Origin of the sequence: Flagellimonas lutimaris (assembly GCF_051494225.1) — a bacterium.
Classification (GTDB): Bacteria; Bacteroidota; Bacteroidia; order Flavobacteriales; family Flavobacteriaceae; genus Flagellimonas; species Flagellimonas lutimaris_A.
Window position 1 is genome coordinate 28514 of the sequence record NZ_JBNPYE010000004.1, and the last position, 21762, is coordinate 50275.

General features: G+C 41.1%; 15 protein-coding genes and 1 tRNA gene. 6 read left to right on the top strand and 10 right to left on the bottom strand.

Annotated features, from left to right (window positions below; translation table 11 throughout):
• Positions 1-25: 25 nt before the first annotated feature.
• Both ACQQ5U_RS10040 and ACQQ5U_RS10045 read left to right on the top strand, forming a co-directional pair.
• Entirely contained in the window at positions 26-2257 is a 2232-nt protein-coding gene (locus tag ACQQ5U_RS10040; RefSeq protein ID WP_437397209.1) for an AAA family ATPase, read from the top strand.
• On the top strand, positions 2250-3467 hold the full coding sequence (locus tag ACQQ5U_RS10045; RefSeq protein WP_437397211.1) for an McrC family protein: 1218 nt from the start codon (positions 2250-2252) through the stop codon (positions 3465-3467). The genes ACQQ5U_RS10040 and ACQQ5U_RS10045 overlap by 8 nt, the downstream gene beginning before the upstream one ends.
• 313 nt (positions 3468-3780) lie before the next feature.
• Here the strand turns inward: ACQQ5U_RS10045 and ACQQ5U_RS10050 are convergent.
• The 5 genes from ACQQ5U_RS10050 to ACQQ5U_RS10070 all read right to left on the bottom strand — a co-directional run bounded on the left by ACQQ5U_RS10050 (position 3781) and on the right by ACQQ5U_RS10070 (position 10400).
• Positions 3781-3854 (bottom strand) — tRNA-Asp (locus tag ACQQ5U_RS10050).
• A 126-nt stretch (positions 3855-3980) separates the two neighbouring features.
• On the bottom strand, positions 3981-4910 hold the full coding sequence (locus tag ACQQ5U_RS10055; RefSeq protein WP_437397213.1) for a DUF58 domain-containing protein: 930 nt from the start codon (positions 4908-4910) through the stop codon (positions 3981-3983).
• 82 nt (positions 4911-4992) lie between these two features.
• Complete coding sequence (gene trxA, locus ACQQ5U_RS10060) at positions 4993-5310, bottom strand: thioredoxin (RefSeq protein ID WP_100817082.1); 318 nt, start codon at positions 5308-5310, stop codon at positions 4993-4995.
• Positions 5311-5412: 102 nt separating this feature from the next.
• On the bottom strand, positions 5413-9798 hold the full coding sequence (dnaE, locus tag ACQQ5U_RS10065; RefSeq protein ID WP_437397215.1) for a DNA polymerase III subunit alpha: 4386 nt from the start codon (positions 9796-9798) through the stop codon (positions 5413-5415).
• 146 nt (positions 9799-9944) lie between these two features.
• A complete protein-coding gene (locus ACQQ5U_RS10070) occupies positions 9945-10400 on the bottom strand; it encodes a ferritin-like domain-containing protein (protein ID WP_437397217.1) in 456 nt (151 codons plus the stop codon).
• 263 nt (positions 10401-10663) lie between these two features.
• Here ACQQ5U_RS10070 and ACQQ5U_RS10075 point away from each other — a divergent pair, with 263 nt between their 5' ends.
• Together ACQQ5U_RS10075 and rimM are read left to right on the top strand one after the other, a co-directional pair.
• Positions 10664-11239: a 30S ribosomal protein S16 gene (locus ACQQ5U_RS10075; protein ID WP_437397219.1), complete on the top strand. Its 576-nt coding sequence runs from the start codon at positions 10664-10666 to the stop codon at positions 11237-11239.
• Positions 11240-11251: 12 nt separating this feature from the next.
• Positions 11252-11779, top strand: coding sequence for a ribosome maturation factor RimM (gene rimM / locus ACQQ5U_RS10080; RefSeq protein ID WP_437397220.1), 528 nt, complete (start codon positions 11252-11254; stop codon positions 11777-11779).
• Between the two features lie 62 nt (positions 11780-11841).
• Here rimM and ACQQ5U_RS10085 read toward each other — a convergent pair whose 3' ends face one another.
• Positions 11842-12411, bottom strand: coding sequence for a hypothetical protein (locus ACQQ5U_RS10085; protein WP_437397221.1), 570 nt, complete (start codon positions 12409-12411; stop codon positions 11842-11844).
• Between the two features lie 184 nt (positions 12412-12595).
• On the opposite strand from ACQQ5U_RS10085, the gene ACQQ5U_RS10090 reads away from it, so the two are divergent.
• Together ACQQ5U_RS10090 and ACQQ5U_RS10095 are read left to right on the top strand one after the other, a co-directional pair.
• Positions 12596-13306 (top strand): tRNA1(Val) (adenine(37)-N6)-methyltransferase, encoded by a 711-nt coding sequence (locus tag ACQQ5U_RS10090; RefSeq protein WP_437397223.1) that lies wholly within the window; start codon positions 12596-12598, stop codon positions 13304-13306.
• A gap of 44 nt (positions 13307-13350) precedes the next feature.
• The gene (locus tag ACQQ5U_RS10095; RefSeq protein ID WP_437397225.1) at positions 13351-14529 is read left to right on the top strand and encodes an acyl-CoA dehydrogenase family protein; all 1179 of its coding nucleotides are present in this window, start codon (positions 13351-13353) and stop codon (positions 14527-14529) included.
• A 7-nt stretch (positions 14530-14536) separates the two neighbouring features.
• On the opposite strand, the gene ACQQ5U_RS10100 is transcribed toward ACQQ5U_RS10095, so the two are convergent.
• The 4 genes from ACQQ5U_RS10100 to dinB form a co-directional block, all read right to left on the bottom strand.
• A complete protein-coding gene (locus ACQQ5U_RS10100; protein WP_437397227.1) occupies positions 14537-16837 on the bottom strand; it encodes an FdhF/YdeP family oxidoreductase in 2301 nt (766 codons plus the stop codon).
• A 5-nt stretch (positions 16838-16842) separates the two neighbouring features.
• A complete protein-coding gene (locus ACQQ5U_RS10105; RefSeq protein WP_437397229.1) occupies positions 16843-17211 on the bottom strand; it encodes a DUF7009 family protein in 369 nt (122 codons plus the stop codon).
• 40 nt (positions 17212-17251) lie between these two features.
• Positions 17252-20251, bottom strand: a complete 3000-nt coding sequence (locus tag ACQQ5U_RS10110; RefSeq protein WP_437397231.1) for a DNA polymerase III subunit alpha — start codon at positions 20249-20251, stop codon at positions 17252-17254.
• Positions 20252-20318: 67 nt separating this feature from the next.
• Positions 20319-21533, bottom strand: coding sequence for a DNA polymerase IV (gene dinB / locus ACQQ5U_RS10115; RefSeq protein ID WP_437397233.1), 1215 nt, complete (start codon positions 21531-21533; stop codon positions 20319-20321).
• Between the last annotated feature and the right edge of the window lie 229 nt (positions 21534-21762).

Below are 21762 nucleotides of genomic sequence, written 5' to 3' on the forward strand. Positions count from 1 at the left end.
TCACGAAACTATCCTAAAAAAGTTATTGGAATATAGAGAAAAGCATCCACATTTTAATTTTCTAATGCGACAACGCGCTGGGGCTGGACAGCGATTTGAAAGTGGTCATTGGTTTCAGGGCAATGATGATTATGCTTTTGTTGGTTTAATCAATGCAAGTGGAGGCTCCAATAGAACTAGAAGCGTTGGTATATTGTTCTATCCAAACGATAATGGATATACCTGTAATCTAGAAGTAGTGTATAACGAGGAAAAAGATGAAAACCTGATTGCAGCATATCAAGCTTTAATCCATCGAATTGGTCCTTTCCAAAAAATTACAGAAACTAAGTCTTCACTCCATATAGGAGAAGTTTCAAAAGATAATTTTTCAACTCTCTTTACATTCTTGGATCGTAATTACCAATCCATTGCCCAAGAGTTTAGAAATCAGGGCAAAGAAAATGTATTGGTAAGTAATAAGAAGTTTGATAGTATGCTTTCAAGAATAAACGAAGTGAAGGCTGCTATCAGCTCGAAAACGCAAACAAATATACCAGCCTATTATTGTGTTGGCATTACTTTTAAGGATGGTGACAATGAAAATCAACTTTCAAGATTTAAAAAGGAAAACATTTGGGAAAATGGTTATGGAGATAAAAATATCCAAATAGTCAAGAGAGTTAAGCCAGGGTCGATGATAGCTGCCAAAACGACTTATACCGAAGGAAAAAATGGCTCTACAGTTTCAGTATTAAAAATTCATGCAATTGGAAAAGTAGTAGCAAACCCTGGAGATGGAAATATCTTGAAGGTCAAGTGGGAAGATAATTTAAATCCATTTGTCCTTTATGGAAAAGGGGGTTATCGAAGTACAATTTCACAGATAAGAAATCAAGAAACAATTGATTTAATTTTTAAAGTTAGAAAAGGAAATAGCCCTGATGAGCTAGATAAACTAAATATAAACGAAATGGCATTGAATCAAATTTTATATGGCCCGCCGGGGACAGGTAAAACATATTCTACAAAGGAATTGGCTGTGCAGATTGCCAACCCAGCACTTTCAATTAAAAAGGACTTGGATAATGTCCAAAAACGGGAATTGATTTTGAGTGAGTATGATAGATTGTGCGAAGCAGGACAAATTGTATTTACCACCTTTCATCAATCATTTGGATATGAAGATTTTGTAGAAGGTATTAAACCTGTCACCACTGCAGACCAAAAACTTATTTATGATATTAAACCGGGCATATTTAAGAAAGTTTGTAAAAAGGCAGAGGACAACTATCTAGATTTTAAGAAAGGGGGGGCCAACGAAATGGCGTTTGACGACGCTTTTGAAAAATTAAAGGAAGAATGGGAAGAAAATGAGGAAATAAAATTTCCCTTAAAAAGAGAGGGGTATGATTTCACTATCATAGGTTTTACAGAAAAATCAATTCAATTTAAAAAATCAAGTGGGGGAACAGACCATACTTTGAGTATCTCAACCTTAAGAGACGCTTATTATGGCACAAGAGAAATTAATGAGACGGGGGTTGGTATTTATTACCCCAGTATTTTAAAAAGGTTGAAAAGTTATGAGTCTGAAAATGATTCATCTAAAAAATCAGTTAGAAACTATGTTTTAATCATAGATGAAATCAATCGAGGAAATGTTTCATCAATTTTTGGGGAGTTAATCACATTGTTGGAGCCTGATAAAAGGTTGGGAGCTGATGAGGAAATACTTTTGAAATTACCATATTCTAAGGATGAAACATTTGGCGTACCTCCAAATCTTTATATCGTTGGCACAATGAATACTGCCGATAGAAGTGTGGAAGCTTTGGACACCGCCTTACGGAGACGGTTTATCTTTGAGGAAGTTATGCCCAAGCCCCAATTGTTGGAAAAAATCACATATGACGGCTTTAACCTTAAGGAGGTTTTGGAGACTATAAATGAACGTATCGAAGCCCTGTTGGATAGAGACCATACCATTGGTCATTCATACTTCATCAAATTAAAAAGTGGTGATAAGGATGGACTTTCACGTGTTTTTAAGAACAACATCATCCCTTTATTACAAGAGTATTTTTATAACGACTACGAAAAAATCGCCTTGGTACTTGGCCAGGGTTTTGTAAAAGAGAAAGGTACAGGGAAGGTCAATTTTGCCCAAGTTAAAAATATAGATGTGCCGGAAAGTGAAGCAACTTACATATTACTTCCACAAATTGATGATATTGAAGCTGCCGTAGGCGGTTTACTGAATACATCTAATGAATAATCGAAAAAACATACTTCAGGCTTTTGAACATAGTAAGCTGCAAGTCGGACGGGAATATAATAATGTTCTTTTCGAAGAAAAGCACCTTAATGCTTTAGCTAAATTAAACCAGCTACATAACAATGAATATTTTACGCTACTCCATAAAGGCATTAAGTTTTCTCAATATGTCGGTGTAATTCAAATTGATGGTCTTACCATTGAAATTTTACCAAAAATTGACGGTGGATCAAACAATGAATCGCATTGGCAAAAAGTATTGATTAACATGCTTAGGACCACAAGACGATTAAAAGTCAATAAGGTGGGACAAGCCAAAGTCAGCAAACAGCAAATCCATTTGTTGGACATTTATTTTGAATGGTTTCTGAATGAAACACAGCTATTGATAAGACAAGGTCTCATAAGACAATACCGCACAAAAAAAGGAAATATAAAAGCCCTAAAAGGTAAATTGGTTTTTGCCGCACATTTAAATCACAATCTAATCCATAAAGAACGGTTCTATACTGAACATCAAGTGTATGATTATGACCATCAAATCCATCAAATTTTATCACAAGCACTTGACATCATCGGTCAATTTTCATCAGGTACTTATTTGTATTCCAAATGCAAACGAGTACAAGCAGCATTTCCCGATGTTTCCAATACCGCTGCAAATCTCCATATATTCGATAAACTGGTAAGCAATAGAAAAACAAAACCTTATGCGACTGCCCTTGAAATTGCGCGACTCATTATTTTGAACTTTGCTCCAAATATCTCAAATGGAAAGGAAAAGATGTTGGCTTTGCTTTTTGATATGAACAATTTGTGGGAGGAATATGTGTTGGCAAAACTGAAATCTGTTCACATAGATGGTCTTTCGGTAAAAGGTCAAGAATCGAAACCATTTTGGAATCGAATTAAGATTAGACCTGATATTGTTCTAAGAAAAGACAGCAAAACCTATGTGATAGATACTAAGTGGAAAAATATAGGTGGCAACAAACCTTCGACCAATGATTTACGCCAAATGTATGTCTATAATAAATATTGGGAATCTTCTCGGGCTTTGCTGCTTTACCCTTCCCTCATTACAGAAAAGCCAAATTTTATATCCTTTAAAAATGAAAAGCAAGAATGTGGCATAGGTAAGCTCAATATTCTTGAAGATGGTAATTTGAAAGATGATTGTGGTCAAGAAATAATAAACTGGCTAAATTGACAACTAAATCTTGATAATTTGAGCCGAATAACACTTCTAATCGGCTCTCTGGAGAAAAAAAGTGATTCCAAACACCGCGAAAAATGTAGTTTGTTGCAAATGCATTTTAATGGCAAGATTAGTTTATCCTACTTTTTAAGGAGTAATTTTTCGTAATGAAAAGTATTGTAAAATACTGCAAAGAAGTAAAAAAGAATCAAAAATGCAGCACGAACGCAGCACGCTAATTAACTTTTGTTTAACATTTAGTTTTATAAATACCTGAAAAACAGAATGTTATAAAACAAAAAAGCCTCATAAAATGAGGCTTTTGCGGTCTGGACGGGACTCGAACCCGCGACCCCCTGCGTGACAGGCAGGTATTCTAACCAACTGAACTACCAGACCAATGATTTTATCTTTAGAAGACTCCGACAACAGTCGGATTCAAATCTTGTTCATTTGCTTTTTTAAAGCGAGTGCAAATATACATTCTCATTTCGGATATGGCAAAACATTTTTTTAAAAAAATGATCAAGCAAATTTTTGTCTCTCGATCATAAAAGAATTCAGCACTTGGGAGAAGTCCGACCTAATGTCCACCCCTACATACTTTATTTGATATTGGGCACATTTTAGTTTAAGATCGTTCTGGTATTGCAATACCTTTTCCGAATATGCTTTTTTAATGGAATCCGCGTACAAATCTATTTGTTCGCCTGTTTCCACATCTACAAAACGTTTGGGGGCATTGTCAAAATCAAAATTGAGTTCATGCTCTTGGTCCAATAAGTGAAAAAGGACTACCGCATGTTTGTTGTATTTGAGATGACGCAGTGCTTCAAAAAGTTTTTCCTCTTCGATCTCTGTTTGAAACATGTCCGTAAACAGAAAAATTAAGCTTCTTCGGTGTATTTTCTCGGCAATTTGATGCAGAAAGGTGTATGTTTTGGTCTCTTTTGTGTTCGTTTTGTTTGCCGCGACCTCATTCAATTTGTTATACAACATTTGAAAATGTCGCTCACTGTTCTTTTCTGATGTATGAAAATCGTAGGTGTCCGAATAAATACTTAGCCCTACTGCATCACGTTGTTTCTTCAAAACCTGCATTAAAGCTGCAATAGAAAGTACTCCAAATCCAATTTTGTTAAGGTTGTCCAAGGAATATTCTTTCACTTCGGGGTAGTACATGGATGCTGAGTTGTCCAAAATCATGTGGCAACGCAGGTTGGTCTCGTCCTCAAAGCGTTTGGTGTACAAACGGTCGGTCCGAGCGAAGAGTTTCCAGTCAATATGCTTGGTGCTCTGTCCTGAGTTATAGATTTTATGTTCGGCAAACTCCGCAGAGAACCCATGGAAAGGACTTTTATGGATACCACTAATAAAGCCTTCCACAATTTGGTTTGCCAAAAGTTCCAAATTCTGGAAGAGGGTTGCTTTGCTAAGTTCCGATCGTACGTCCATAACTAATTTGTGAAGACAAGATAAAATAAAAAAGGTTTGGCATTAGCCAAACCTTTTTTAAAATCTAATTCCTGAATTCTTATTACAGTGCTGCATCAATGGCATCTGTATAAACTTTTTTAGGAGATACCCCTACTTGACGGTTAATCACCTCACCATCTTTAAAAACCAAAACAGTTGGGATGTTACGTACACCATATTTGGCGGCAAACTGTTGGTTTGCATCTACATCCACTTTACCAACAACAGCTTTGCCGTCGTATTCTTGTCCTACTTCTTCAATGATTGGACCTACCATTCTACAAGGCCCACACCATGCTGCCCAAAAATCTACTAGGACAGGCTTGTCGCTTTTTAAAACTACTTCGTCAAAAGTTGCATCTGTTATTTCTAGTGCCATCTTATTTATTTTAATATTATGCAAAGTTAGTCAAATAATGCCCATGTAACTTACATACAACATATTCGTTTTAATTATTGTGCCATTGGTTATAGTTATGATCTAATTTAACTTATAGTGAATTTCATGGGCATCCAGCTCTGAAAGTAATTCACTGTTGATTTTCACTTTCTGTTTTCGACTCGATAATTTCAATTTTATTTCCTCTTGCATTTCATAAATTACAAAACTGATAGGATGCTCTCCTTTATGTAACCTTAAAGTATCCTTTAGGGTTCGAATCCGTTGTTCCTGCAATCTGTCAATATTCAGTTTGATGGTAAGCTTCTTGGCAAAAGCATCCATCACATCCTGAAGCTGTTTAAAATCATTGAACTGAAGCCTTGGGTCACCCTTTTTGCCCGTATCACGATTTACCCAGCCCTCACGCACAAAGGCCCTCACGTGCACAAAGGAATTGATCATCAAAAAATGACGGAACTTTAAATACTCTTCGCCAAAAATCCGAAGTTCGTAAGATTCGTTGTAATCTTCCAGTGTAAAGAATCCCCAACCTTTACCGTTTTTGGAAACTCGGTGCTGCACATCGGTTATGACACCGGCGACAGTAAGTTCCCTGTTCACATGCTCTTCCAAACGGGAGAAATCGCTAACCGTGTTCTTGCAGAATGCCTTTATTTCCTTTTTGAAGTCATCCAACGGGTGACCCGAAATATAAATACCGACGACCTCTTTTTCGCGACGTAGCTTTTCCATTGTACCCCATTCCTCACACGGTGGCACAATGGGTTCGGGAATCTGTACCTCGCTCGCCTCTCCAAAAAGGCTTACTTGTGACGAATTTTGATTCTCCTGAAATTTGGAACCATATTTTACGGCCTTTTCCAAGAACGTGATACCATCACCCTCGTCATGGAAATATTGGGCCCGATGGGTGTCTCCGAAGGAATCAAACCCTCCTGCCAGCGCCAAGTTCTCGAATGCTTTTTTATTGGCTGCCCGTAAATCCACCCGTTTGGCCAAATCGAAGATGGATTTGTAGTGTCCATCTTCTTTTCGGTTTTCCACAATGGTTTCCACTGCAGAACGTCCCACACCTTTAATGGCTCCCATGCCAAACCGTACCGCATTGTCCTTGTTCACGGCAAATTTGTAGTAGGATTCGTTAACGTCCGGCCCCAGAACTTCCAGCCCCATACGTTTACATTCCTCCATAAAAAAGGTGACCTGCTTAATGTCGTTCATGTTGTTGGACAACACGGCGGCCATGTATTCGGCAGGGTAGTGGGCCTTTAAATATGCCGTTTGGTAAGCGATATAAGCGTAACAAGTGGAGTGACTCTTGTTGAAGGCGTAAGAAGCAAATGCTTCCCAGTCCTTCCAGATTTTTTCCAGAACGTCTCGTGGATGACCGTTTTTCTCCCCGCCGTCCAAGAACTGCGGTTTAAGTTTTTCCAGCAGGGCAAAAATCTTTTTACCCATGGCTTTCCTTAGAACATCCGCATCACCTTTGGAGAATCCGGCCAGTTTTTGGGAGAGCAACATCACCTGCTCTTGGTATACGGTAATCCCGTAGGTTTCCTTTAGGTATTCCTCCATGTCCGGGAGGTCGTACGTGATTTCTTCGTCACCGTGTTTACGGGCAATAAAGCTTGGAATGTATTCCATGGGCCCAGGTCTGTACAGGGCGTTCATGGCGATAAGGTCATCAAAAACCGTAGGTTTCAGGTTTTTCATGTGTTTTTGCATCCCTGGGGATTCGTATTGGAATACCCCTACGGTTTCCCCACGTTGGAAAAGCTCGTATGTTTTTTCATCATCCAGCGGAAAATCATCGGGTACCAAATCTATTCCGGTACGTGCTTTTACGATTTTTACGGTGTCCTTGATCAAGGTCAAGGTTTTCAATCCCAAGAAATCCATTTTCAACAGACCGGCACTTTCCACCACCGAGTTGTCGAATTGTGTTACGTAGAGGTCGGAATCCTTGGCTACGGATACGGGTACAAAATTGGTAATATCGTCTGGCGTGATGATGACCCCACAGGCATGAATTCCTGTGTTTCGCAATGAACCTTCAAGCACTCGGGCCATCTTTAAGGTCTGACCTTCCAAATCATCTGTTTCGGCTATGTTGAGAAGTTCGTATACCTTTTCCAACTCTTCGGAACGGAACTTTTTCTTCAGGTCGGCCTCTGCGACACCAAATATTTTATTGAGCTTGGACATGTTGGGAATCAACTTGGCAATACGGTCGGCATCGCCCAAGGGCAGATCTAACACACGCGCGGTATCCCTAATGGATGATTTTGCCGCCATGGTACCGTAGGTGATAATCTGTGCCACTTGGTTGGCTCCATATTTATTGATCACGTAGTCCATTACGCGGCTACGGCCTTCATCATCAAAATCAATATCGATATCGGGCATGGATACCCTGTCTGGGTTCAGGAACCGCTCAAAAAGCAGGTCGTACTTCAAGGGGTCGATGTTTGTAATCGTCAAGCAATACGCTACCACCGAACCTGCTGCGGACCCCCGTCCCGGGCCCACGGAAACATCCATATTTCGAGCTTCGCGGATAAAATCCTCTACAATCAAAAAGTATCCGGGATACCCGGAGTTTTTGATAATCTCCAACTCAAAATCTATCCGTTCCCTAATTTCATCTGTAAGTTCTCCATACCGTTTTTCGGCCCCTTTATAGGTAATGTGCCTCAGATAGGCATTCTCACCTCGATTGCCGCCATCAATTTCATCTTCTGGGTCCTTGAATTCTTCCGGAATACCAAATTTTGGAAGCAAAATATCACTGGCAAGATCGTAGGGCTCAATTTTATCCACAATCTCTTTGATGTTCAAAATAGCCTGTGGTAAATCCTTGAAGAGTTCTTTCATCTCGTCCGAAGACTTAAAGTAGTACTCTTGGTTGGGCAATCCGTAGCGGTAACCTCTACCTCGACCGATAGGGGTGGACTGTTTTTCACCATCCTTTACACACAACAGAATATCGTGTGCCTCGGCATCTTTTTTGTCACAATAATAAGTATTGTTGGTAGCGACCAGTTTTATATTGTGGTCTTTGGCCATTCGTACCAAAACTTGGTTTACACGGTCTTCGTCTTCTTGACCATGACGCATGATTTCAATGTAAAAATCATCATCAAATTGCTCTTTCCACCAAATAAGGGCTTCTTCGGCCTGTTTTTCGCCAACATTCAAGATTTTGTTGGGCACTTCGCCGTACAAGTTTCCCGTAAGGGCGATTACATCTTCTTTGTATTGCTCAACAATTTTCTTGTCAATTCTGGGGACGTAGTAAAATCCATCCGTATAAGCCATAGAAGACATTTTGGCCAAGTTGTGGTACCCTTTTTTGTTCTTGGCCAAGAGTACAATTTGATGCCCGTAGTCCTTTACATTTTTATTGGCATGGTCCTCGCAGACAAAAAATTCACAACCAACAATGGGCGTGATTTCTTTTTCCGTAGGTTGCTCCCCATTGGCTATAAGTTCTTCGTTTTTAGCCTTTACGGCTTTGTTGTGCCCTATCACTTCTTTTACAAAATGAAAGGCGCCCATCATATTGGCGTGGTCCGTAAGGGCAACGGCGGGCATGCCATGGTTGGCAGTGGCCTTGACTAAATCCTTTATGTTGATGGTGGACTGTAACACCGAAAATTGGGAGTGATTGTGTAGGTGCACAAAAGGTTCCTCCTCCAGCGTCTCTACGTTTTCTTGGATTTCCTGATCGGAAACCCCTCCAGTATCTTCTGTCCAAAGGGCATCGGAAATTTTTTTGGAGGCAGCTTTTAGATTGATGTGCTTTAACCCAATAAGTTCTATCTCCTTGGGATTGGCTTCGGAGAATCGTTCAAAATAATCAGGTTGAACATCGAGTTCTTGGTAGGAATACTGCTTTTTACGAATCAATTCCAAAAAGCAACGCGTGGTCGCCTCAACATCCGCGGTTGCGTTATGTGCCTCGGAAAAGGGTTCCCCGAACAAAAATTCGTGCAACTCGGTAAGGGTGGGCAATTTGAATTTACCACCTCGACCTCCGGGTATTTTACAGAGTTCTGCTGTATGTTCGGTACAGGTGTCGAGAACTGGGAGTTCGGTCATTGGACTTTCTACACCTTCTCGGTGGAATTCGCATCCCATAATGTTGATATCGAACCCTACATTTTGCCCCACCACAAATTTGGTTTGCCGCAATGCTTTGTTGAAAGCTTCCAGAACATCACTTAAAGGAACGCCTTTTTCTTCCGCCAAAGCTGTAGAAATACCATGTATCTGTTCAGCTTCGTAGGGTACGTTAAACCCTTCGGGTTTTACCAAAAAATCTTGATGTTCTATCAGATTTCCGAGTTCATCGTGCAATTGCCAAGCAATCTGTACGCATCTTGGCCAATTGTCCGTATCGGTAATGGGAGCATTCCAACGTTTGGGCAAACCTGTGGTTTCCGTATCAAAAATTAAATACATAAGCTATCTGTCTCGGTCAAAAAAAGGAATGAATAAAAGTACGGAAGAAGATAGATTTGATAAAAAAGAGTTGTGATGAGTTATCAACGAAAAAAAGCCGGGAGAATATCCCAGCTTTTCTTGTTGTTATCTATTGACTTTTGGAATTATGAAACTGCGGTTTCAAATATGTTTGCAGTCTCCAAAGTTTCCCTGATGGCATTTCTATGTCGCATCAATAGACTTTTTGTGGATTGCGGCAAAACAAAATCTTTGTCGTGGAGGATGTCATTGTAAGTTTCAATGGCTTCTTTTTCTCCACGGTGTACTTCTTCGAGCATCGCTTCTTCATTATTTGATGTAAACAAGGATTTAAAATTTATCCAAGATCTGTGCAGTGTTCCTTTGGTGCTTCCCCCTTTATCGGGTGCTTCACCAAAAGAATTGATTTCAGCTTTCAATTCCTGTCCAAAATTGTATCGCTGTTTGGCACTGTTCAGGAAAAAATCTTTTATTGTTTTATTGTCAACCTTTTCTGCTGCTTGCTTAAAACCGTTTTCAGCATCATAGGTTTTCTTCAAAAGTTCGTTCAATTTGTTCGACATTTCTACGGTATACTTCATAATCTCTCTTCATTTTTAAGTTAGCGGCCGCCGGCTTTCGACGACATCTACTAATAAACTACAGATAATGAGCGGAATACCAAAGGATTGGGTAGGTTTGTCATAGGTTTAACGTAATGAACCTCAGTTGTTAAAGCGATTTAACTTTTTTTGCTTTGAACGCTGTGCTATAAACAAATAAATGTATATTTGCACCCGCTTAACCAATAAGCGATTAAAAAGAATTAATAATCAGGGTCGGGCACCCTACAAATTAATGTGATATGCCAGTTAAAATTAGACTTCAAAGACACGGTAAAAAAGGTAAACCATTCTATTGGGTAGTTGCTGCAGACGTCAGAGCGAAAAGAGACGGTAAATATTTGGAAAAGTTGGGAACCTATAACCCAAACACCAATCCAGCTACAATCAATCTTAATATTGACGGTTCTGTAAAATGGTTGCAGAACGGTGCACAGCCAACTGATACGGCTAGAGCTATTCTTTCTTATTCAGGTGTGATGATGAAACACCACTTGGCAGTAGGTGTTCGTAAGGGAGCAATGACTGAAGAGCAAGCTGAGGAAAAATTCAAAGCTTGGTTGGAAGAGAAAGAACAAAAAATCCAAGACAAGAAGGATGGTTTGAGCAAAGCTGAATCTGAAGCAAGAGCCAAAGCATTGGAAGCTGAAAAAGAAGCTAGCGCTAAGAGAGCTGCCGCTGCGTTGCCAGAAGAGGAAGTAGCCGAAGAGGCTGCAGAGGAAACTGCTGAAGCTGCAATTGAGGAAGTTACCGCAGAAGCTGAAGCACCAGCCGAGGAGGCTCCTGCCGCTGAAGAAGCTGCAAAAGAAGAAGAATAGAAACGTAGGACGATGCGCAAGGAAGATTGCTTCTATCTGGGCAAAGTCGTTTCAAAATATAGTTTTAAGGGAGAGGTGTTGATTAAATTGGACACCGATGAACCCGATATTTACGAAAATATGGAATCAGTACTTGTTTCATTGGGAAACAATCTGATTCCATTTTTTATTGATAGATGTCGATTGCACAAATCTAATCTCCTTCGCATCGATTTTGAAGAGGTAAAAGATGAACCCACGGCCGATAAACTGATAGGTTCCGAACTTTACTTGCCACTTACTATGCTGCCGCCACTGACAGGTAATAAATTTTATTTCCATGAAGTAATCGGTTTTACCATATTGGATGAGGTTCATGGTGACATTGGGGTTGTGGAATCCGTTAACGATAATGCCTCCCAAGATCTTTTTGAAGTGAAAAAGGGTGATAAAGAATTGTTGATCCCTGTTAGCGATGACATAATCACTAAAATAGATAGGGAAAATAAAACTATTCATGTGAAGACGCCAGAAGGCTTGGTGGACCTTTATTTGAGCTAAAGCAAATAAAAAAGGAGGCAAATCAATGCCCCCCTCTTCATTTAACAGAACTAGACGAAATTTTATTTTTTCCACTTGCCACCACCAAGGTAGAAACCAAGTGAGATGCCTAAGTAAGAGTTTTTTACTTCTACACCTTCAATTTCAGTTTTTCCAATAAGATTGTAATTTGCAGCTAGACGAAATTTTCCCCACTCGAAACCAGCACGGATCAGTCCACCAAATTTTCCATCTACTTCGGCTTCGGCATCAGGGCCGAATTCATCAAAAGCGATATTGGCCAAAGCAGTATACCCAACGCCAGCTCCCATAAATGGAGCAAAGGAGGAACTTCCATTATGGAAATAATAATCAAAAGTACCTAAATAGGAGGCACTTGCAGCCAAATCTGCTTCTAAGGAAATTCCATCGCTTGTCACGTTTTTTGCCATAGCAGCGGACTCAAAACGTATTCCTATATTCATGTTGTCGGCTATATTGTACTTAGGTTCGATAGCTAGTAAAACACCACCGCCACCATCGGGCATAGTATAACCTGCTTCAAGTCCAACACGGAATTTACCTTCTTCTTGTGCATGAGATACCTGAGCTACAGCTAGCATCAATATCAAAGCAAAAAATAATTTCTTCATAATTTAAAGTTTAAAATTGGTAATGATTTAACTGGGGCCTTTCCCCAAAATTGATGGCGAAATAACTGTATCCAACTCATATAATAGCTTGTGAATTAATGAATGGCTCATATCAACTAACCAATGCCGTGTTTGAATTGATGGCTGTAAATTATGTACACACCTTTGACTTATCTTTGAGGTAATGAAACCATTCATATTCAAAGAATTTACCATTCATCAAGACCAATGTGCCATGAAGGTGGGAACCGATGGGGTATTGTTAGGTGCTTGGGCATCATTGGACAAACAACCAGAATTTATTTTGGATATAGGTACGGGAACCGGACTGATCGCTTTGCAGTTGGCCCAGCGTTCCTCAGCGGAAGTTATTGATGCCATTGAGCTGGATGATAATGCATACGAACAATGTGTTGTCAATTTTGAAGCATCGCCATGGGGAGACAGACTGTTCTGTTACCATGCAGGTTTTGATGAGTTTGTGGATGAAATGGACGATAAATACGATTTAATCGTTTCCAATCCCCCATTTTATGCTGAAGATGTCGCAAGTGCTGACCCATCTAGGGATAAGGCAAGACAAAGTAGTTCGTTGCCGTTCGATGAACTGGTTCAAGGTGTTTCCCAGTTTCTCACTAAAAACGGAATTTTTGCAGTTATTCTTCCTTATAAAGAAGAGGGGAGGTTTACCGAGCTAGCCCAAAAGGTTGGTTTGTTCCCGAATCGAATCACAAGGGTGAAGGGAAATCTCGAAACCAATTTTAAAAGGAGTTTGATGGAATTTAGTTTTCATAAAAATGAACCGATAATTGATACCTTGGTCATTGAGAAAGGAAGACATCAATACACTAAAGAATATGTTGAATTGACCCAAGCATTTTATTTAAAAATGTAACAATACGCGAATGAAATGTTATATTTACTCAAAATTTATTCCAAATGAAACCCGATTTATTTGAAGCCCCAGATTACTATAATCTCGACGATTTACTTTCCGAAGAGCACAAACTGGTTCGTGATGCAGCCCGTCAATGGGTAAAGCGAGATATTTCTCCCATTATTGAGGAATATGCCCAAAAAGCAGAATTTCCTGAGCAGATTATTGGTGGTTTGGCAGAAATAGGTGCGTTTGGACCTTATATTCCTGAAGAATATGGAGGAGCGGGGCTAGACCAAATCAGTTATGGGTTGATTATGCAAGAAATTGAGCGTGGAGATAGTGGAGTTCGCTCCACGGCTTCAGTACAATCTTCCTTGGTGATGTACCCCATATTTGCTTATGGATCAGAGGAACAACGTAAAAAATATCTACCCAAATTGGCAACAGGGGAGTGGATGGGCTGTTTTGGGCTCACCGAACCTAACCATGGTTCCAATCCTGGAGGTATGGAGACCAAATTTAAGGACGCAGGTGACCACTACGTATTGAACGGTGCCAAACTTTGGATTTCCAACTCGCCATTTGCGGATATTGCCGTGGTTTGGGCCAAGAACGAGGAAGGCAGAATACATGGGCTTATCGTGGAACGTGGCATGGAAGGCTTTTCCACTCCGGAGACCCATAACAAATGGTCGTTGCGTGCATCAGCTACGGGCGAGCTTATTTTTGACAACGTAAAAGTGCCCAAGGAAAATTTATTGCCGGGCAAAAATGGCTTGGGAGCGCCGCTCGGGTGTTTGGACTCCGCCCGATACGGAATAGCATGGGGAGCGATCGGTGCCGCCATGGACTGCTACGATACGGCATTGAGATATGCCAAGGAGCGGGTTCAATTTGGGAAACCCATTGCTGCATTTCAGCTTCAGCAAAAGAAGTTGGCCGAAATGATTACCGAAATCACCAAGGCCCAGTTATTGGCTTTTCGTTTGGGACAGTTAAAGAATGAAGGCAAGGCGACTACGGCACAAATTTCCATGGCCAAACGCAACAATGTGGAAATGGCTATCAAGGTTGCTCGTGAAGCTCGACAAATGTTAGGTGGAATGGGTATCACAGGAGAGTACAGCATTATGCGTCACATGATGAACTTGGAAAGTGTCATTACTTACGAGGGTACTCATGATATTCACTTGTTGATTACGGGAGCCGACATTACGGGAATCTCCGCGTTCAAATAGTAAGGTATCAGGAAGCTTTTTCTACGGTTACCTTGATGGATTTACTGATGGGAGTCTGGCTCTTGTCCGCAAAATGATTGTAGGGAACCAATAAGTTGGTCTCTGGAAAATAAGCGGCCATATTTCCCTTTGGTATTTCGTAAGGTATTACTAAAAATTTTTCTGCGGTTCGTAGAATCCCGTCATAATTACTGTGGAGATTGACAACATCCAATTTGGCCAAACCTTTTTCAGTTATGTCCTCTACATTCATAAAAACGACCCGGCGCTCGTTGTGGATGCCACGGTAGCGGTCATTCAATCCATAAATGGTAGTATTGAATTGATCATGGGAACGAATGGTCATCAACATCAACTCATCAGGTTTTAATTGATGGTCGGGCAATGAGGTAATCGATAACTGCGCCATCCCATTAGGAAGCATGCGAAAATCACGCTTACGAACGTTATTGGGCAAATAATAACCAAATCCTTTGGACTGTTCACTGGTATTTTCAAATCCTTTTACGGTCTTATCAATGAGTTTTCGGATAAGGTTGTAATCCTGTCCCAACTCATACCAATTCATGGAATGGTTGCCCCTAAAATAAGTGTGGGCCAATAGTGAAATAATTTCAGGCTCGCTTTTTATTTGTTCCGAAGCGGGTTTCAATAATCCTTTGCTCTGGCGTACTTTTCCCGTACTGCTCTCCATGGTCAAAAATTGGAGTTCCCCGTTTTTCTCATCTTTTTCGGAACGACCAAAGGTTGGCAATAACAATGCAGTTTTACCTGTCACCAAATGACTTCGGTTCAGTTTGGTGCTTATCTGAACCGTTAAATCACAACTTTGGATAGCCTCTGCAGTGTATTTTGTGTCGGATGCCGCCATCAAAAAATTACCGCCTAAACAAACAAAGACCTTGGCCTTTTTTTCGTGCATCGCCTCGATGGCCTCCACCGTATCGTACCCTTTTTCCGTGGGTGGGTCAAAATTAAGGTGCTCTTGAATTCGGTTGTTCAAAGTTTTGTTCACATAATGCATAATGCCTACAGAACGATCTCCTTGCACATTGCTATGCCCACGTACAGGGCAGGTTCCAGCAAATGGTTTCCCCACAGCCCCCTTTAGGAGTAAAATATTTACATATTCTTTAATGCACTCCACCGCATTTTTGTGCTGGGTAATTCCCATGGCCCAACAGATGACAATCTTGGAGTTTTCGGCCAACAATTCCACAACCTTGTCAATTTTGTGCATATAGACCCCACTTTTGCGTTGAAGACTTTCTTCATCGTAGCGGTCCAAATCTTTCAACAATTCATCATAGCCATCCACATATTCCACAATAAATTCATGGTCGAGGACATCGGTGTTTTTGGCATCGAGTGCTACCAATTTCTTTAAAATCAGTTTGGCCAAGGCAATATCCTCATTGATTTTTACAGGTAAGTGGATATCCGCAATAGGTTGTCCGTTCCCCAACATATCCGAAATACTCTGTGGGTTTTTAAAGTTGACCAATCCCGTTTCCGCTAATGGATTTATGCTGATGATCTTGCCACCGTTCTTTTTGCACTTTTCCAAGGCCGATAACATTCTGGGGTGATTGGTTCCTGGGTTTTGTCCCACCACAAGAATAACTTCCGCTCCATGCAGATCATCAAGTTTTACAGAACCTTTACCGATACCCAAAGTTTCGGAAAGTGCCACTCCGGATGATTCGTGGCACATATTGGAACAATCGGGCATATTGTTGGTACCGAAAGCACGGGCAAACATTCCGTAGAGATAGGCAGCCTCGTTACTGGATCTACCTGAGGTATAAAATATCGCCTCATTCGGATTGTCCAATCGATGTAATTCCTCCGATATTAATTCAAAAGCATCTTGCCACGTAATGGGCTCATAGTGTATGCTATTTGGTTTGAGAAGCATCGGCTCTATAACCCTTCCTAATTTATTGAGTTCAAAATCGCTTAATTGAGAAAGTCCTTCCACGGAATGTTCTGCAAAAAATTCTGCACCGATATGTTCTCTGGTGGCTTCGTCTGCCAATGCTTTTGCGCCATTTTCACAGTACTCTGCAATTTTTGATGGATGTTCGGGAACAGGCCAGGCACAACTCGGGCAGCGAAAACCATTTTCTTGGTTCATTTGTGACAGGGTGTTCATGGAACGCAATATGCCCATTTCCTTAAAACTGTGACGCAACGCTTCTTTTACGCCTTGGAAACCAGCGGAAGTTTGCATGGGCTCCTTTAGACGAAGCCCCGTGAATCTAATTTCCCCGGTAAGGGAGACATTGCGTTTTATTTCTTTTTCCATCGTGGTCAGTGTTGCAGTTTTGGATTGGGATAATTGTCCGATTGGTCTTCGTCCCTATTTTCGAGGCAGGTAAAGTCTTTTTCCAATAATAAATGCAGTTTTTTTCCTTCGGAAAGCTCCACTTCATGTTCAAAACCAATGGTGTCGTTATGGAACCAGTTTTTCCCATCAGCCTCGGGAATCATCATCAGTATAGTATCATTGTAGTATGATACTTGTAGATTTTGGACAGAGGACATCAACTTAACTTGATATTGAAAAACGTTCGGACCAAATATGGTGGTTTCTTTTACCGAACCCGTTTCAGATAATTGTTGTACTTCGCTTTGGGTCAATCTAAATCGTATGGAATTTCCTTTGATTCTAATTTTCATGCACTGGGTTAATTCGCCTTCCTAAGTTACGGTATTCCGTTCACTTGTTCGAACCAAACAACTTTTTGCTTGTCCTCATATCGGCATATCGGGGGTCTTGGATGTAGTTTTCTTTTTTCATTTTGATGACCTCAATGCTCAAAAAACCAAACTCTTCCACCACTTTACCATAAAATCGATAAATGCCCTTCCCTCTAAAGTAATATTTGGACGCAACAGGAGGGAAGAGTACCGTGTCGAAGACTTCGCCATGTTGATCCACCAAAGTAGCAAAATGCATGCGTTTGCCGTGATGCGTGGAGGTGTTTTTTACGGTGACCAAATACCCATAAATGTCTATGTATTTGTTAAGGTGCCGCTCCAAATCTTTTTGTCCGTTGGTGTTTTTGGGAGGGTCCTCCAAAAGTTCAAAAGGACTGCAAAGGCAGAACCCCAAAAGTTCCAATTGTTCAAAAGCGGTTTCCAAGGCGGTGGTGTTCAGTTGGGGCATCTGAAATTTTTGATGCCTTGGTGGAAAAAGCTTCGGGTGTTCCAATCGGTCGTTTTTGGACAACATCAAATGGGCTTTCCAAAGCAGTTCGTGCTTGTTGATTCCCGTAAATCGGAAGGCATCGATACGAATCAGGATAGAAAGTTGTTCCATACGGATGAACACGCGGTCCAGAAAATCTTCCAAAGAAGTAAAACTTCCGTGAAGCATGCGTTCTTTTAGGATACGTTCCATGACCCTGCTTTCCAGATCGCGGAGGTACATCATTCCTAAATAAATATGGGTGCCATAAATGCGGTTTACGGCCATACTTTTGTTCACACAGGGCGGATGAATGGTGGCACCCATCATACGGGCATCGTGCACATAGAATTCCGAACGGTAAAATCCACCCCCATTGTTGAGCACTGCCACCAAATATTCCAAGGGATAATAAGCCCTCAAAAACAAACTTTGATAACTCTCCACAGCGTAGGAAGCGGAGTGTCCCTTGGCAAAAGCATAGCCTGCAAAACTGGCGACTTGGTGCCAAATTTCTGAGATCAAGGATTCCGCATAGCCCTTTTTTCTGCAATTGGAAATAAACTTGTCCTGCACTTTTTGGAACTCTTCCCGCGAACGGAACTTGCCGCTCATGCCTCTGCGGAGCACATCGGCCTCGCCAAGGTCCAATCCCGCAAAATGATGGGCCACTTTGATGACGTCTTCTTGGTACACCATGACTCCGTAGGTGTCGGGCATAATTTCCAGCATGATCGGATGTGCTTTTTCCTCGGTTCTGCCCTTGTTGCGATGGCGCAGGATGTATTCTCGCATCATACCACTTTTGGCTACACCTGGACGGATAATGGAACTGGCGGCCACCAATCCCAAATAATTATCGACCTGTAGTTTTTTCAACAACATGCGCATGGCGGGCGATTCCACATAAAAACAACCCATACATTGTGCGGTTTTGATGAGGTTATTGATAACAGGGTCTTTTTTAAAACCTTTGATATCGTGGATATCGATACCATTATATTTTTTAGGTTGATTGTAGGCGACAATTTCCAAAGCCTCTTTGATTTTACCCAATCCGCGTTGACCAAGAATATCAAACTTATAAAGCCCCACATCTTCTGCAATTACCATATCATATTGCGTGGTGGGGAAGCCTTTTGGCGGTAAATGGGTGGCCGAAAACCAATGCAAGGGTTTGTCGCTGATCAAAATTCCCCCTGCGTGAATACTCAGATAATTCGGTTTCCCTTTGAGCAAACTACCATATTTCAAGACAAGTTTGGATACATGGTCCAGTTGCTCAAGGGAATATCTTCCCGTCAACAAAAAGTCAATGTCCTGTGGTGGGAGGCCGAATACTTTCCCCAACTCTCGGATAACCCCTCTTTCTTTGAAGGTAACGTAGGTGCCGAGCAGAGCCACATGTTTAAACCGATCAAAAATATATTGGGTCATGGCAGGGCGGTCTCTCCATGAAAAATCAATATCAAAATCGGGCGGATTGGCGCGGTACAGGTTGATGAAACGCTCAAAATAAAGGTCTAGTTCCATCGGATCCACATCGGTGATGCGGAGCAAGTAGGCCACAATGCTGTTGGCACCACTTCCTCGACCTACATAAAAGTAACCCCTTCGCTTTGCTTCGGAAGCAATATCCCAATTGATCAAAAAATAGGAAACAAAACCCATTTTTTTGATGAGCTCCAATTCTTTTTTCAATCTGCTTTTGATGGAGTCGTTCACCTCTTCATACCGATAGGGGAGTCCCTCGGCACATAGTTTTTCCAAGAGATGTTCGTCCTCTTCTACGCTTCCTAGATACGTTTCAAGGTTTTGGGGTTTTCTGTCCTTGGAAAAATCAAAATGGATACTGCACTTGTTGAGCAATTTTTCGGTGTTTTCCAGAATAAAAGGAAATTCAGAAAACGCAGCGGCCAGATTTTGGATAAGGTACATTTTCTCTTCCTCGTTTGCTTCTTCTTCCTTTGGAAGTATACTCAGCAGTACGTTATTATCGATGGCCCTGAGCAATCGGTGGGCATTAAAATCTTGTTTGTTCCGAAAAGTAACAGGTTGCTGCACCACCAATTTCTTTTTAAGATCGGCCAATTTCGAGAACGGAAGTCTGCGTAAATCTTTAATAGAGACTCCGATGAACTCATGACCCTGAAAATGGTCGAGTTCGTTGAGCAGCACCTGTTCAAATGGATATACTACAAATGCATTTTTAAAAGCAGGAGCCCTATCAGGAATCTTTAATTTATCATGAAGGTGACAGGATAAAAAATCGTTCAGTTCCAGATACCCCTCGTTGTTTTTTGCAATACCGATAAAGCAGGGCTGTGTTCCATTTCTAAAATCGATGCCCAAAATCGGTTTTATGTCAAATTCTGATGCTTTTCGAACAAAGTTCAATCCCGCTGAGGTATTGTTGATATCCGTAAGTACCAATTGGGTCACGTGGTTTTCTTGTGCCAACTGCAATAGCTCAACCTCCGAGAAGGTTCCGAACCGTAAACTGTAATATGTGTGGCAGTTGAGGTACAATTATCAATAGTCAATTATCAGTTATCAATTGCCAATTTTTTAATGTTCATTGGAAATTGATTGTTGTTCACTGTTTTCTGTGAGCTAAAACTACAGGCGGTTCCCCGTTAAAGGGGTTGTGCATGCTCCCAATGGTCTTTGCGCCCATGGCAGAGGCACGCAGTACACTCCGACTCCCAAATCGATTACGGACATGGTCCATAGCCTGGTAAAGGTTCAAGGTCTCTTCAGTATCTTCAAAAAGATTGATTTGGTAGTTGCCCGAGACCAAATGGCTGAACCGAATTCCGATAAGACGAACCAACATTCGTTTATTATATAATGAATTGAACAGCTCCAATATTTTTGGGATGAGGGTGTGGTCTGCACTTGTGTAGGGAATCCGTGATTGTTTGGAATAGGTATTAAAATCGGAATACCGAATCTTTACGGCAATACAAGCTGTTAATTTATCGCCCCTTCGTAATTGGTAGGCCAGATTTTCGGTCATAGCGATCAAAATGCCTCTTAGTTTGATGACGTCGATGGTGTCTTTGTCAAATGTTCTTTCGTTGGAAATGGATTTTCGCTCGTGGAATGGAATCACGGGAGTGTTGTCTATGCCGTTGGCTCTTTTCCAGATTACCCCGCCATTGGCACCTAACACCCGTTGCATAATATCCATGGGCATATCCTGAACAGTTTTTACTTGTCGTATTCCTAGATTTCTTAAGGTTTGATAGGTTTTATCGCCCACCATCGGAATTTTTTTGATGGAAAGTGGAGCCAAAAAAGGCTTTTCCAGACCAAAGTCTATCTTAAGCTGATTGTTGGGTTTTGCCTCGTTGGTCGCTACTTTGGAAACCACTTTGTTCACCGATAATCCAAATGAAATAGGTAGGCCCGTTTCCCGAATGATTCTCTGTCGCATCTCCGTAGCAAATTTGTAACAGCCAAAAAAACGGTCCATGCCAGATAGATCGGCATAAAATTCATCAATGCTCGATTTTTCAAAAAGGGGAACCTGTTCCTTGATGATTTCCGTAACCACATCCGAATACTTGCTGTAAGTGCCTGCGTTTCCACGAATCACCACGGCTTCAGGGCAAAGTTCCTTGGCCATTTTCATGGGCATACCGGAATGCACCCCAAACCCGCGGGTCTCGTAGCTACAGGCTGCTACCACACCACGGTCGCTGGTACCGCCCACCAATAAGGGCTTATTTTTAAGCTCTGTATTGATGATGCGTTCCACGGATACATAAAAAGTATCCAAGTCTAGATGCAAAATCGTCTTTTTCATTGTTTAGCTGAAGGGGAAGCTAAATTATGGAAATATTCCTATATAATGGAAATAATCCATAAAATAAATATGAACAACTTCTGCTGCCCTTATTTCGGAAAAATCATCATATCTTTGTCTTGTTGTGTTGGATTCCAGTCGCGATGATTGGAATCAGGTTGAAGCATCAAACTGATGCTCGCCAATGAAAGGCTTTCCATTTGGAAGGCTTTTTTTGTTTGTAGAAGAA

Coding starts and splice junctions, on each gene's coding strand:
- ACQQ5U_RS10100 (WP_437397227.1), bottom strand. CDS start 16,837: ATGGAAAAAGAAATAAAACGCAATGTCTCCCTTACCGGGGAAATTAGA.
- ACQQ5U_RS10055 (WP_437397213.1), bottom strand. CDS start 4,910: ATGGACGTACGATCGGAACTTAGCAAAGCAACCCTCTTCCAGAATTTG.
- ACQQ5U_RS10070 (WP_437397217.1), bottom strand. CDS start 10,400: ATGAAGTATACCGTAGAAATGTCGAACAAATTGAACGAACTTTTGAAG.
- ACQQ5U_RS10095 (WP_437397225.1), top strand. CDS start 13,351: ATGAAACCCGATTTATTTGAAGCCCCAGATTACTATAATCTCGACGAT.
- dnaE (WP_437397215.1), bottom strand. CDS start 9,798: ATGTATTTAATTTTTGATACGGAAACCACAGGTTTGCCCAAACGTTGG.
- rimM (WP_437397220.1), top strand. CDS start 11,252: ATGCGCAAGGAAGATTGCTTCTATCTGGGCAAAGTCGTTTCAAAATAT.
- ACQQ5U_RS10075 (WP_437397219.1), top strand. CDS start 10,664: ATGCCAGTTAAAATTAGACTTCAAAGACACGGTAAAAAAGGTAAACCA.
- dinB (WP_437397233.1), bottom strand. CDS start 21,533: ATGAAAAAGACGATTTTGCATCTAGACTTGGATACTTTTTATGTATCC.
- ACQQ5U_RS10090 (WP_437397223.1), top strand. CDS start 12,596: ATGAAACCATTCATATTCAAAGAATTTACCATTCATCAAGACCAATGT.
- ACQQ5U_RS10045 (WP_437397211.1), top strand. CDS start 2,250: ATGAATAATCGAAAAAACATACTTCAGGCTTTTGAACATAGTAAGCTG.
- ACQQ5U_RS10105 (WP_437397229.1), bottom strand. CDS start 17,211: ATGAAAATTAGAATCAAAGGAAATTCCATACGATTTAGATTGACCCAA.
- ACQQ5U_RS10085 (WP_437397221.1), bottom strand. CDS start 12,411: ATGAAGAAATTATTTTTTGCTTTGATATTGATGCTAGCTGTAGCTCAG.
- trxA (WP_100817082.1), bottom strand. CDS start 5,310: ATGGCACTAGAAATAACAGATGCAACTTTTGACGAAGTAGTTTTAAAA.